The organism is Kamptonema formosum PCC 10802 (assembly GCF_000332335.1).
In the GTDB taxonomy this organism is placed as follows: domain Bacteria; phylum Cyanobacteriota; class Cyanobacteriia; order Cyanobacteriales; family Oscillatoriaceae; genus Oscillatoria.
In genome coordinates this window covers 317982-331163 of record NZ_KB235952.1, presented here as the reverse complement: position 1 = coordinate 331163, position 13182 = coordinate 317982, and the positions used below count along the sequence as shown (strand labels likewise).

The 13182-nt window shown below is 53.2% G+C and carries 13 protein-coding genes; 6 read left to right on the top strand and 7 right to left on the bottom strand.

Annotated features, from left to right (window positions below; translation table 11 throughout):
- Positions 1–2 precede the first annotated feature (2 nt).
- A complete protein-coding gene (locus OSC10802_RS0137665) occupies positions 3–989 on the top strand; it encodes an aldo/keto reductase (protein WP_026099159.1) in 987 nt (328 codons plus the stop codon).
- A 211-nt stretch (positions 990–1200) separates the two neighbouring features.
- Here OSC10802_RS0137665 and OSC10802_RS0137660 read toward each other — a convergent pair whose 3' ends face one another.
- The 6 genes from OSC10802_RS0137660 to OSC10802_RS0137640 form a co-directional block, all read right to left on the bottom strand.
- Positions 1201–1914: a hypothetical protein gene (locus tag OSC10802_RS0137660; RefSeq protein WP_017721932.1), complete on the bottom strand. Its 714-nt coding sequence runs from the start codon at positions 1912–1914 to the stop codon at positions 1201–1203.
- Between the two features lie 323 nt (positions 1915–2237).
- Positions 2238–5192, bottom strand: coding sequence for a type I DNA topoisomerase (topA, locus tag OSC10802_RS48440; RefSeq protein WP_017721931.1), 2955 nt, complete (start codon positions 5190–5192; stop codon positions 2238–2240).
- 431 nt (positions 5193–5623) lie between these two features.
- Positions 5624–5953, bottom strand: a complete 330-nt coding sequence (locus OSC10802_RS52415) for a hypothetical protein (protein WP_232731916.1) — start codon at positions 5951–5953, stop codon at positions 5624–5626.
- A gap of 100 nt (positions 5954–6053) precedes the next feature.
- Positions 6054–6515, bottom strand: a complete 462-nt coding sequence (locus tag OSC10802_RS0137650; protein ID WP_017721930.1) for a hypothetical protein — start codon at positions 6513–6515, stop codon at positions 6054–6056.
- Positions 6512–6700, bottom strand: a complete 189-nt coding sequence (locus OSC10802_RS43635; protein ID WP_155969250.1) for a hypothetical protein — start codon at positions 6698–6700, stop codon at positions 6512–6514. Before OSC10802_RS43635 ends, OSC10802_RS0137650 begins: the two co-directional genes overlap by 4 nt.
- 183 nt (positions 6701–6883) lie before the next feature.
- A complete protein-coding gene (locus OSC10802_RS0137640; RefSeq protein ID WP_017721928.1) occupies positions 6884–7339 on the bottom strand; it encodes a hypothetical protein in 456 nt (151 codons plus the stop codon).
- A gap of 187 nt (positions 7340–7526) precedes the next feature.
- On the opposite strand from OSC10802_RS0137640, the gene OSC10802_RS0137635 reads away from it, so the two are divergent.
- The gene (locus OSC10802_RS0137635) at positions 7527–7868 is read left to right on the top strand and encodes a hypothetical protein (protein ID WP_155969248.1); all 342 of its coding nucleotides are present in this window, start codon (positions 7527–7529) and stop codon (positions 7866–7868) included.
- 444 nt (positions 7869–8312) lie between these two features.
- Here OSC10802_RS0137635 and OSC10802_RS45290 read toward each other — a convergent pair whose 3' ends face one another.
- Positions 8313–9083: a DUF6714 family protein gene (locus tag OSC10802_RS45290; protein ID WP_071593427.1), complete on the bottom strand. Its 771-nt coding sequence runs from the start codon at positions 9081–9083 to the stop codon at positions 8313–8315.
- A 218-nt stretch (positions 9084–9301) separates the two neighbouring features.
- Here OSC10802_RS45290 and OSC10802_RS0137620 point away from each other — a divergent pair, with 218 nt between their 5' ends.
- From OSC10802_RS0137620 to OSC10802_RS52405, 4 genes are all read left to right on the top strand, one after another.
- Positions 9302–11845, top strand: coding sequence for a U32 family peptidase (locus tag OSC10802_RS0137620; RefSeq protein WP_017721924.1), 2544 nt, complete (start codon positions 9302–9304; stop codon positions 11843–11845).
- A 158-nt stretch (positions 11846–12003) separates the two neighbouring features.
- Positions 12004–12783, top strand: a complete 780-nt coding sequence (locus tag OSC10802_RS0137615) for an HAD family hydrolase (RefSeq protein ID WP_017721923.1) — start codon at positions 12004–12006, stop codon at positions 12781–12783.
- A 70-nt stretch (positions 12784–12853) separates the two neighbouring features.
- Positions 12854–13003 carry a hypothetical protein gene (locus OSC10802_RS52410; RefSeq protein ID WP_017721922.1) on the top strand — a complete coding sequence of 50 codons (150 nt, stop codon included), beginning with the start codon at positions 12854–12856 and terminating at the stop codon, positions 13001–13003.
- Between the two features lie 4 nt (positions 13004–13007).
- Positions 13008–13148 carry a hypothetical protein gene (locus tag OSC10802_RS52405; RefSeq protein ID WP_155969246.1) on the top strand — a complete coding sequence of 47 codons (141 nt, stop codon included), beginning with the start codon at positions 13008–13010 and terminating at the stop codon, positions 13146–13148.
- The last annotated feature ends 34 nt before the right edge of the window (positions 13149–13182 follow it).

Here is a 13182-nt window from a genome sequence, read left to right as displayed (position 1 = left end):
CCATGAAGACAAGACAATTAGGCCGCAGCGGGTTAACCGTCTCAGCAATCGGTTTGGGTTGCATGGGGATGTCGGAGTTTTATGGCAACCGGGATGATGCTGAATCTATTGCCACCATTCACAGAGCGCTGGATTTGGGGATAACCTTTCTTGACACCGCTGATTTGTATGGGCCATTCACGAATGAGGAGCTCGTCGGGCGAGCGATTCGGGACCGCCGCGAGGGCGTGACTGTCGCGACCAAGTTCGGCTTTGTTAGAGGTGCGGACAAAAGTTTTCGCGGGCTCAGCGGGAAACCGGCATACGTGCGGGAGGCGTGTGAGGGAAGTTTGCGCCGGCTGGGTGTGGGAACCATTGATTTGTATTACCAGCACCGAGTCGATCCGGAAACGCCGATTGAGGAAACTGTCGGGGCGATGGCTCAACTGGTTCAGGAAGGAAAAGTGAGGTATTTAGGACTTTCGGAAGCCTCGCCAGCAACCCTGCGCCGCGCGTGTGCGGTGCATCCCATTGCCGCACTGCAGACTGAGTATTCCCTGTGGAGTCGCGATCCGGAAGACGAAATTTTTGCCACCTGTCGGGAACTCGGCATAGGCTTTGTTGCTTACAGCCCTCTCGGACGGGGATTTTTGACCGGCCAAATCAAAAGTTTCGATGATTTGGCGGCTGATGATTACCGCCGCTACGCGCCGCGCTTTCAAGGCGAAAACTTTCAGAAAAACCTGGAAGTGGTGCGGCGCATTGAGGAAATAGCTGCCGAGAAAGGGCGCACGCCGGCACAGCTGGCTCTGGCATGGGTGCTGGCGCAGGGCGAGGATATTGTTCCCATTCCGGGCACGAAGCGGCGACAGTATTTGGAGGATAATATCGCTGCGGTGGAAGTGGATCTGACGCCAGAAGATTTGCAGCGCATTGAGGAAGTTGCGCCCAAGGGGGTGGCTGCCGGTGAGCGCTATCCAGAATCAGCAATGCGTTTGATGAATCGCTGACGCAATGGGTATGGGGCAATGGGCATGGGGCATGGGGCATGGGGTTAATTACTCGTTCCCAGGCTCCCGCCTGGGAACGAGACTCTGGAGGCTCTGCCTCCTTTCTTCAACAAGCAGCATTATAGCGGTTCTCAGTTGGATAAACTATGGCCCAGAAACCCGGTTTCTTTAAGAAACCGGGTTTCTCAGTACCGAATGCGAATGTCCGAATTCAGCTCGGTGGCAGCCAGTGGGAAAGCAATTCCTTATCCAAAGCTTGGTTAACTTTGCTGAGAGCGGCTAAAGGGAGCCGGTGCTGATTCTTGCACCACCAAGCGGCGGAGGTGATTTGATAGCTTTGCGCCTGGATGTATGAGAGGATTTTAGGAGGAAAAGTACCCGAGTTCTTTTGTTGAGCGATTTCCTCGACAAATGACTCCCTAATTTCTAAAGCGATTTCTACATCTTTTTGCGTTCCTTTGAGAGGGGGTGCCGGCTCCACTGATTTGCTGTCGAGTCCTTCGGGCAGCCGCGCTTCTTTCAGGGTGAGCAACATCCTGTAAGCGTCTATTAGCAAACTCTCAATGGCTGCTAATTGGCTCCTCACACCCTCCACTAATGCCCGCACCTCAGCAATCTCAACATAGTCTTCTGTGAGAGCCAGAGTAGCTTTTTGATTGTACTGGGCGAGGGGATTGTGTTTAACTTTTACTGCCGGCAGCTGTCTCAATTGAATCTTTAGTGTTTCGTAAAGGTCTGGCAGTAAGGTAGTGATTCCAGAAAAGTCTGAAGAGGCGAGAACGTCTTTGATTGCCTTTTCCGCATCTTCTAGCTTCACCCGTTCCGGAGCCAGCTCTACATAAGAGCCCAGGACAGTATCCGGGTTTATTTTGATTCTTCTGGTAGGTAAACTGTTCAGCTTTTGATTGATTTCTTCAATAAACATGAGATTTTTACCGGCACGAACTAAGGTCAAGGACAGTTGAGCGTCGCACCCGCAGCATCGGGGATTGACAGCGAATCATCCTTTGAAATATAATAGCACAAATCCCAATATATCAGCTTATGCCCCTGATATTATAGCGTTCGTGTAAATTTCAGAAACCCGGTTTCTTAAAGAAACCGGGTTTCTGGGAACCCAGCGGTTGCGCAAATCATTTAGAACTGCTATGTCACCGACCGGCAGATAGCCGGGGGTAGGGTGCGTTCCCTCTTAGGGAACGCACCCTACGGGTTCCTGGTTCACCCACCGGCAATCCCAAATCGCGGTTACGGTTTGGGAGGAGATAATTCCCCAAATTTAGGGGACCACCACCCACCCCGCCGGCTCTCAAAAAACGCCACTTCTTGGCAGCTAGTTCGCTTAGTTTCGGGGTTGGAACAGCGCCACATGACTTTAGTTTGCCCCTCCCTAGTGTACTCGTAGCGCTCCATAGGGGTGCCGCACAGCGGACAGGGATACTCTGCTGCCGGTGATGCCGGTGATGCCGGTGAGTCGGGTTTGGGTGTCTGTGTGCGTTGCGAATAGGGGAGTTCGTAGCTGCCGGTTTTTACATTCAAGAACATCACCGCCCCACACCCATTTTGCATCTTATCGCAGCTGAGGAAGTGGTCGGCTTTCATTTTTTCTGACTTGGAGAAAACCTTTGTCATCGGATGTCCGCAGTGGGGGCATTGGACTCCTGCCGGCTGTGCCGGTGGGGTGCTATTTCCCTGACTGGGAGAGGAACTCGCCGGCTTCTTCTTTTTCGTTTTGGCTGGGGTTTCACTGTCTTCGCTCGCAAAGGAATTCACCGGCTTTGCCTGAGATAGCTCCCCAAATTTAGGGGACCACCACCCCCCCCGATAGGTCAGAAAAAAAGCTACTTCTTGGCAGCTCGTCCGCTTAGTTTCGGGGTTGGAACAGCGCCACATGACTTTAGTTTGCCCCTCCTTAGTGTACTCGTAGCGCTCCAGAGGGGTGCCGCACAGCGGACAGGGATACTCTGATGCTGGCGGTGCCGGCGGTGCCGGTGAGTCGGGTTTGGGTGTCTGCGCGCGTTGCGAGTAGGGGAGTTCGTAGCTGCCGGTTTTTACATTCAAGAACATCACCGCCCCACACCCATTTTGCATTTTATCACAGCTGAGGAAGTGGTCGGCTTTCATTTTCTCTGACTTGGAGAAAACCTTTGTCATCGCATGTCCGCAGTGGGGACATTGGACTCCTGACGGCGCTGCCGGTGGGGTGCCATTTCCCTGACTGGAAGAGGAACTCGCCGGCTTCTTCTTTTTTGTCTTCGCAGCGGTTCCATCGCTTTTACTCCGAGAGGAACTCGCCGGCTTTCTCTTTTTGGTTTTGGTAGCGTTTCCGCTGTCTTCACTGGCAAAAGGATTCACCGGCTTTTCCTTTTTCATTTGCTCCAATCTCGCACTGTCATCGATCGCAAAGGAATTCACCGGCTTGCTCTTTTTCTTTTCCGCAAAGCTGGCAGTCTCTTGCGTCGCAAAGGAACTCACCGGCACGCCTTTTCTGATTTCTGCAACGGCGCGGGCGATTGCCGGTGAGAAATACTCCCGGTTCCAGCCGGTTAAATAGCGCTCCCAGTCCAGCTTGCCGGCGGCTATGGCATCCAATTGCTGCTCCATTTGTGCGGTAAAATCCGCTTGGATCAAGTCTGGAAGCACGCGCTCTAAAACAGCATCCAGCTCCATGCCGAGTGGAGTTGGCTGCAATATGCTTTTCGACAGTTGCACATATTCCCGCTCTTTAAGCGTCTTGATTGTGGGAGAATAAGTGCTGGGCCGGCCTATGCCTTTGCGCTCCATCAGCTGCACGAGTTTTGGCTCGGTATAGCGCGGCGGCGGCTGGGTTTGTTTCTTGTCAGCACCGGCTTTCTTGAGTTTCAGCGTCTGCCCCTGCCGCACGGTGGGGAGTTGGGAATCCCCGCTGATATTATTCCAATAAATAGTATAGCCTGTAAACAGGAGAACTTGCCCTCTGGCTTCCCAAAAAACTGAGCCGGACTGGGTGATAATGCGGGTTTTCCCCAGCTGAGCGGGACAGCACTGAGAGGCGACGGCTCTCCGCCAAATCAAGTCATAGAGTTTGGCTTCGTCAGATGTTAATTGCAGGGATAATTTCTGGGGAGTTTGGAAGACATCGGTGGGGCGAATTGCCTCGTGGGCTTCCTGTGCGCTGTGACTGGAGCGATGTCTTGTTTGGGTGTTGGGAAGATTGCTGGGGTCGTGCTGTTGCAGGTATTTGCGGACAGCGGCGCAAAATTGCTCGGAAAGCGCGACAGAATCGGTGCGCATGTAGGTAATGTGCCCCGCCTCATAAAGAGATTGGGCGACTTTCATGGTGGTTTCTGGCGAGAAGCGCAATTTGGCACCGGCAGCTTGCTGGAGGGTTGAGGTGATGAAGGGTGCCGGTGGGGGTGAGCTGGCGGTTTTGCTTTCGAGTTTGACGACTTGGTGGGGGTGAGTGCGGGCGATTTCCACCAGCCGGTCGGCTTCTGCTTGGCTTAAAACGCGCTCGGATTCTGGTTTGAAGGTTTCGGCAGATTCAGCAGCGTCATCGTGAGAGCCGGTGGGATTTTCTGTTTCGCTCAAACTCCCCCGGTAGAGTGCGCGAAAGCCTTCTGCGTAGTCAACCCAAACGCTCCAGTAATCTTGGGGTTTAAAGGATTGAATTTCTCTCTCGCGCAGGCAAATCAGGTGCAGGGTGGCGCTCTGGACTCGCCCCATTGATTTCGCACCGTTTTTTAGCGCCCAAACCACATGTTTGCTGCCTTTGTAGCCGACAAGTTTGTCGAGGCAATCGCGAGCGCGACCGGCTGCGATTAAGTTGGCGTCGAGGGTTCTGGGATTGGCGATTGCGGCGGTAACAGCCGGTTTGGTAATTTCAGTATAGGTGACGCGCTTGGGTTGCTGCAGGCGCAATTCTTGGGCGAGGTGCCAGCCTATTGTCTCGCCCTCGCGGTCGGGGTCGGTGGCGATGTAGACTTCTGTGGCTTGCTTTACGGCTTGGCGCAGTTCTGCGAGTACCTTCCTGCCGCGATCGCCTCTGGGTTCGTACCGGCAGTGAACGCGATCGCCTTCCAGGTCGAAGCCGAGAGCGTCCTGGCCATCATTTGCTAGCTCGCGGATGTGACCGATGCTGGCTTTGACTGTCCAGCCGGTGCCCAGGATTTGGCTGAGCTTTTTGATTTTGCCGGGGGATTCGATAAGGAGTAGATTGCCCATGATGCCTCCTGCTTTATTTTGAGTTTAGCAACAGGAGTGATATCATGTCCCATAGCATGGGTTGTTATCTTTGTAGGGGCGGGTTCACCCGAAATATTTGCGACACAACGAAAGGGTGAAATAAACCCGCCCCCCTCCTATACAATAACCATGCAACCGGACTTGATATAAGTGGGGGAAGGCGCAAACGAGAAGCCCCCAAGCTCAACACCAGGGGGCTGTCTCATTTGAGCCAAGCCGATTAAGCTGGGCCGATTGCCAATCTGTACTTTAATCATAGCGCCAAAGGTTCGTAGTTGGGCTTTAGCCCAAAAGTTCGTAGTTGGGCTTTAGCCCAAAAGTTCGTAGTTGGGCTTTAGCCCAAAAGTTCGTAGTTGGGCTTTAGCCCAAGGTTCGTAGTTGGGCTTTAGCCCAAGGTTCGTAGTTGGGCTTTAGCCCAAGGTTCGTAGTTGGGCTTGCCTCCCTGGCAATCGACAGTGGACAGCAAGGCAATTGATGTTGCCACCGGCACGAATAAACATACCTGAAATTTGCCTTACGCTTCTATCGCGGGCCACAATAACAAGGGGCCAAGTGCCGGTGGTGGGTGTGCGCAGGCGAGACGCCTGCCGCACTTCGCTGACGTAGGACAGGCGTCTCGCCTGTCCCAAAAATGGGCAGGGGTACAAGAGGATGCCGGTGCTACAACCTGACGTAGGACAGGCGTCTCGCCTGTCCCAAAAATGGGTAGGGGGTGTGCGCAGGCGAGACGCCTGCCGCACTTCGCTGACGAGAAAACCGATTTCTTTGAAAAACCGGCTCGCATCTCACAACTCAAATAGAAACGCGCTTATCGGGAAGCGAGCGCTCTCTTACCGCAACTCAATAGGTCGCAATCTGACAGCTTTGGGGCCGAGTGCTTTGGACAATACTGTCCCGGCGATAAGGCAATCTTTGGGTTGGCATTACATCCATCTCAACTCTCAAAGATGACATCTGGGGATATTTATCGAAAATCAATTGCACGAGCTTTTTATTAACAACCTCCCAGTATTCGTTGACTTTGGGATAGTTGACAAGAAACGTGTCAATATCTTGCCGAACCGGCACAAAATCCGGGTAATCTTCTTGGGCGAGCGCTTCTGGCGCTATGCGGTAGGCTACTTTAATGTTGAGGACAGAGCCTCCCTGAATTTTGGTGCCATAGGTGGGCATTTCAAAGGCCACTATTTCTTCCTGCTGTTCGCAGGTTGGCGCAGTTTGAGCGAGCGTTGGCCCGCTCAATCCGCACAGAAAAATAATCAAGATAGCACAGAACGTCAAAATTTTGCGGGTCAGGGTCATACTTTTTGAGTTGAAGCAAATAATCCCATACTATAATAGCTCAAACAAAGTTCCCCAGCGACAGAGGCTGAAGATGGTATCCTCCGGTTGGTCAGCTTGGCTCTTCCCAGTGCTGGGGGTGCCGGTGCGGCAATCTCGCGGCTGCCGGTGCGGGACAGCCCCTGCAGGCGGTGCCGGAGTGGCATTGACAACCTGGCCAGAGTTTATCAAGCAATGAGTCAATATGATAGAGCGTTTCTCATATTAGTGAGGTACTGAGAAACCCGGTTTCTTAAAGAAACCGGGTTTCTCAGGCGTAGTTCATCCAACTGAGAACCGCTCTACAGCTGAATTGCTATATCGGGAAGCGCTCGCTCTTTTACAGCGACTCAATAGGAAGACATTCGACAGCTTTGGGGCCGAGTGGTTTGGACAATACTGGAACGGCGAAAAGGCCATTTGGGAGTTGGCATTACATCCATTTCAATTCGCAAAGATGACATCTGGGGATATTTCTCCAAAAGAAATTGGACGAGCTTCCGGTTCACAATTTCCCAGTAGTCCTTTTCAGCGGGGTAATTAACAAGAAAATTATCAATATCTTTCCTAATCGGCACGAAATCGGGGTAAGCTTGCTTAGCGATCGCTTCATTCGTTAAGCGGTAGGCCACTTTAATGTTGAGGATAGCTCCTCCCTGAAGGGCAGTTGCATAGGTAGAGAGGTCAAATGTAAATATTTCTTCCTGCTGTTCGCAGTTTGGAGCGGTTTGCGCCAGCGCCGGCAAGGTCAATCCACTGACAGAAAGAATGAAAATACTGGAAATCGTCAACAATTTGCGTGTCATACTTTTTGAATTGCAGCAAATAATCCCGTACTAGAAAAAGTCAAACAGGGTTCCCCAGCCACCGAGGTTGAAGATGGTATTCGCACCGTTTTTGGATGTTTCCGGTTTGGACTTATTGCCCGCAGGAGCCAAGGGGCCTGCCCCTACAGACAGCGAGACAGGGCGATCGTGAAATCCGCACCGGCTTTTGGGCGTGTTTGGACTGCGGCGAGCTTTTGTCCGAGCTATCTCTGGAACCACCGGCACGCGGGCGACCGGCACTTTCGCCTCCCCCCGCAGCGCCGAAGTGCCGGTTGCTCAACCGCGCTATAGGCGCTTGTGCTCCAGCACTCAAAAGTTTCCAGACTCCTGTCAAGGAAACTTGGCAATCCAACTCAACCATGAGGAGTATTATAGGGCAACCGAACTCCTGCAGCGCCGGTGCGCTGCGGGCTACACGCCGCCACATATTCCCAACTGCCAGCAGCTTCTCAACAGATGGCCATTGACTGTGGCCTGCAGGCGGTGCCGGACTGGCAGGCTGTTTTGATTCCTGAAACCCGGTGCTGGAGGTGCCAGTGGGGCGCACTTGCTTGCGCCACGACGGGCGGAGCACCGGCACCCGACCACCGGCACCCGACCACCGGCACCCTCCGGATGACCGGCACCCCCTCACATAAACACATAAAATAGAGTTACAGTCCGTTTGGAACTCGTTAATATGTTCTGGCTCTTCCTAATTTTCTTCGCCCTCCTCGCGATTTCAGCAACTCCGCTGCTGGGATTGTTTGAAGTTCGGTGGTCTTTGGAGATTTTAGTCGCTTTGTTTGTCGCCTTTTTTATTGCGGGCTGGGCGCTCTTCATTTTCTATCCGCAATTTTCCTGAACGAAAGTTATGGCGAGATAGTCGTTTGATAGAATAAAAATGGAACTGCTCCCCGCAATAGCGAAGTTCTCTTGTGTGTCAGCGGGTAGCTGTTTCGCACCGGCATATCTAAGGCGGCGATGGCTCACCCGTTTCCCACCGGCTCCAATATTGATTCAAAGCCCTCCTAGCGGCACCGGCATCTACCCAATCACCGCCATAAGTAGCCATAAATCTCAGGAAGTCACAGACAGCTTTTGACTGCTGCGCACTCAGCAAGCTAAAGCGCTCGTAAGGGTTACTGTCAGGATATTTATAAATCTGTAAAGCATAAATTGTAGCATGTAGAGACATCGATTGAGTCGCCCTATAATTCTTGAGCGACCAAATCATGTAAGCGGGGATATAATATCGGAACCCTTTGGCGTCAAAAAAGCTCAAAACATCAGAAAAATACTCAATCCACTCGTCTGGGACATCCTGCCACCGGCAGTCTGTATCCTTCTTGCGGGCGTCGGCGCGTCCTTCATCGCCTTCATAATCGTCAATAGCTCGGGCTTCGTGAAGGGAAACCCCATCCTCGCGAGTTACTCCCTCAAATGCTTTGGCAATTTGCTCGATAAGAAGCAAACTGGCGGCATCAGCTTTAGCGTCTAGCGGCTGCCAATCAGGCTCTCGCCGGTCGGCACTTGTGGGAGAGCGAACATAACTGAGCCATTCCCGCTCGCAAGCCCCGAAAGCAAGAAAATTTTGCTGAGCCAAACGCAGGGAAATCCCATTAGAACCTCGCTCACTATCTGTTGCCGCATCTTCCCAGCAGCAAATCGGGCAAATCAAGTATGTCCCTGGCGGCTTTTCCGTAAGAGTCAGATAACCGCAACACCGGCATGGATAGAGCATGTCTCTCACGAGCTTTTAAAATATGATATAATGGGTTTACCCCGGCACTGAGTGCGGCTGCGGAGTGAGCGCAGGCGAGACGCCTGTTGCACTCCCACACGCCAGACGTTGGAATTGCGTCCCGCCTGTCCAAAAAATGGCGTAGGACAGGCGTCCCGCCTGTCCCAAAACATGGCTATCATATATACCAAACCTCCCCATTCTCGCCCCCAAACCAGATGAGCGCCGCGCCCACACAACACCCCCAAAACACCCCACCGGCATTCCCGCGCCCCGAACTGCTCGCCCCAGCCGGCAGTATGGACTGCGCCAAAGCCGCCGTGGAAAATGGAGCCGATGCCATCTACTTCGGTTTAGATCGGTTTAACGCCCGAATGCGGGCGCAAAACTTCACGGAAGCAGATTTGCCCCAATTGATGGAATTCCTCCACCGGCGCGGCGTCAAAGGCTACATCACCCTCAACACCCTAATCTTCCCAAAAGAACTCCCAGAAGCCGAACAGTATCTGCGCACAATTATCGCCGCCGGCACAGATGCGGCTATCGTCCAGGATGTCGGAATCTGCCGGCTTATACGCCACCTCTCCCCCGATTTTCCCATTCACGCTTCCACCCAAATGACTGTCACCAGCGCCACAGGGGTGGAATTTGCCAAATCCCTCGGCTGCGAACTGGTTGTCCTCGCCCGCGAGTGCTCCCTCAAAGAAATCAGCAAAATCCAGCAGCAAATTGCGCAGCAAAAATCCGAAATCCCGCTAGAAGTATTTGTGCACGGTGCCCTGTGCGTCGCTTATTCCGGTCAGTGCTTAACCAGCGAAGCCCTCGGAGGGCGATCCGCCAACCGGGGCGAGTGCGCCCAAGCTTGCCGCATGCCTTACGATCTGATTTCTGACGGCGAATTAGTCAATCTCGGCGAACGCAAATACCTCCTCAGCCCCCAAGATTTGTCCGGGCTAGAAGTTCTCCCAGAATTAGTCAAAGCAGGGGTGAGTTCACTCAAAATCGAAGGACGCCTGAAAACCCCAGAATACGTTGCCAACGTCACCCGCGTCTACCGGCAAGCGCTCGATCGGGTGATGGCAGAATTAGAAAAACGTCCCATACCCGGATCGGAAAAAGGCGAGTCAGAACGCTACAATCTGGAAATGGCATTCTCTCGCGGTTTGCACACCGGCTGGTTTGGGGGAATTAACAATCAGCAACTGGTGCACGCCCGCTTCGGCAAAAAGCGCGGCGTTTATCTCGGCGAAGTCACCCGCATCCGCAACGAACAAATAGCAGTGCACCTGCAAGCGCCGGTCAAACCCGGAGATGGCGTAGTCTTTGACAGCGGACACCCCGAAATGCCCGAAGAAGGCGGTCGCGTGTATGCAGTGGAAATGCGGGGTAAAGAAGCGCTGCTCAGTTTCGGGCGGCGCGATTTGAACCTGAAAAAAGTGCGCGTCGGAGATAAACTCTGGAAAACCAGCGATCCGGAACTCGACCGGCAACTGCGCCAGACTTTTACGGGCGATAATCCGCAATTTCAGCGCCCGATTCATCTGGAAATACATGGAGAAGCCGGTCAGCCTCTGACAGCAATTGCTCGCGACGAACTCGGTCATATTGTTCAGGTGGAGTCGGCAATATCGCTGGTGGGAGCGCACACAAAACCCCTGACAGCAGAGCGCTTGCAAGAACAGTTTTGCCGGTTGGGAAACACTCCTTTCTGTTTGCAGTCGCTCACTAATAATATCAGCGGTGACGCCATGCTGCCGGTGAGCGAATTAAACCGGCTGCGGCGCGAAATAGTAGCGCAGTTAGAACAATTGCGATCGCAGCCCCCGCGCTGGCAGTTGCGCCCAGACGCCCGCCTTGCGGATCTGCTTCCCGCGCCAGAACCAGTTACCCCAAATTCCCCCAACCTACCCAATTTAATTGTGCTGGTGCGCAATCTCAAACAGCTGCAAGCAGCCCTTTCTGCGGGAATCGAAACCCTCTACTGCGAATTAGAAGATCCCCGTGCCTACCGGCAAGCGGTGCAGCTCGTGCGCGAAAACAGGGAAAACAAAATCGCCCCCAATCAAACTATCTGGGTAGCGCCGCCCCGGATTGCCAAACCTGGAGAAAACTATATCTTGCAGCAAGTTCGCGCCAGCAACGCCGATGGCTATTTGTTGCGCAACTATGACCACCTGGAATACTTTGCAAAAGACCGATGCGTCGGAGATTTCTCCCTCAACGCTGCCAATCCGCTAACAGCAGACTACTTCAAAAATCGCTTCAATTTAGAGCGGCTGACCGCTTCTTACGACTTGAACATTAACCAACTCCAAGACTTAATTGCCGGTTGCCCGCCCCACTGGTTCGAGATCACAGTACACCAGCACATGCCGATGTTCCACATGGAACACTGCGTTTTTTGCGCCTTTCTATCCGCAGGAACAGATTACACCAACTGCGGGCGTCCCTGCGAGAAACATGAAGTGAAATTGCGCGACAGAGTGGGCGCAGAACACATTCTGCAAGCCGATGCCGGCTGCCGGAACACCGTATTTAACGGCACCGCCCAAACCGGAGCCGAATTTGTCGAGCGCCTGCTACAATTAGGCGTGCGCAACTTTCGCATAGAATTTCTCAACGAAACACCCGAACAAGTCACACAAACCATTCACCGCTACCGGCAACTCCTGCAAGGCCAAATTACCGGCACTCAACTTTGGAAAGAATTAAAACTCCTGCCAAAACTCGGCGTCACACGCGGTTCCCTAGCCACTTCCTGAGCGTCTTCTCTCGTTCCCAGGCTCTGCCTGGGAACGAGGGATAACGAGGGATAGAGATGTAAGCGTGCAAATTCAATGCGCCCTATCTTATCCCAAACACTTGCCACGATCGCCCCAACATTATAAACTGTAAAGCGCTGCGAGTGACACAGGAACCAATGACTGAACTGCGGGCTTTAATTTTTGACGTTGATGGAACCCTAGCCGATACGGAACGCGATGGGCACCGAATAGCATTTAATCGCGCCTTTGCGGAAGCGGGACTGGATTGGAATTGGTCAGTTTCCCTGTATGGCGAACTGCTGGAAGTCGCCGGGGGGAAAGAGCGCATCCGCTTTTACCTGAACAAATACAGCCCGGATTTTCAGCCGCCGGCAGACTGGGACACGTTTCTTGCCGGTATGCACGCCCTGAAAACCAAACATTACCGGGAATTGCTCGCCACCGGCGCGATTCCCTTGCGCCCAGGAGTGAGGCGATTGCTAGAAGAAGCGCGAAAAGAAGGCGTGCGCTTGGCGATTGCAACCACGAGCGCTTTGCCAAATGTCACGGCGCTGTTAAAAGAAAGTCTCGATCCGGAGTGGTTTGAGCTGATTGCTGCCGGTGACATTGTGCCGGCGAAAAAGCCTGCGCCCGATATCTATAACTACGTGCTGGATGGGATGGGGTTAGCCGCTGAGGAGTGCCTGGTTTTTGAGGACTCGCCCCAAGGTCTGCAAGCTGCATCGAAAGCCGGTTTAAAAACGGTTATTACGGTGAATGGCTACACGGAAAAAGAAGATTTTGCCGGGGCGAATTTGGTTGTCAGTCACTTGGGAGAGCCCGATCAATCTTTTAGTGTTATCGCTGGGGATGCCGGCAGTGCGTCGTATGTGGATATGGCGCTGGCGCGCCGCACCCACTCGCTGCCGGTGCGCGAGAGGGCGCTGATCGAATAGCGTGTGGATATAGCTAGGGTCCAGAAACCCGGTTTCTTTAAGAATACGGGTTTCTCAGTACCTCACTAATATGAGGGACGCTATAAGTGCGGTGGGTGACGCGAAGCGCGTCACCGGCACTACCAAGCTTTTAAAGCGTTACAGGGGGTTTCTCTTGCAGTCTGTCAAGTGGGAGCGGATTGCTGAGTGTTATGCCAATGGGCAGGAGCAGCTCAAATAGCTCAATGCCGGTAGGATTTAGCACCTTCTTGGAAGAGCGGGATTTCCGTCTGGGTGGCAGCAGTTTTAGCAGCGGTAACAGGACGCCAAAGCGAAGAGAAATAGGGGGCGTTACCCTGCGGGGGCGCACCTTAAGCTTGATTTAATCTTTGACAAACTGTCGTTTTCCGCAGAGAGTGT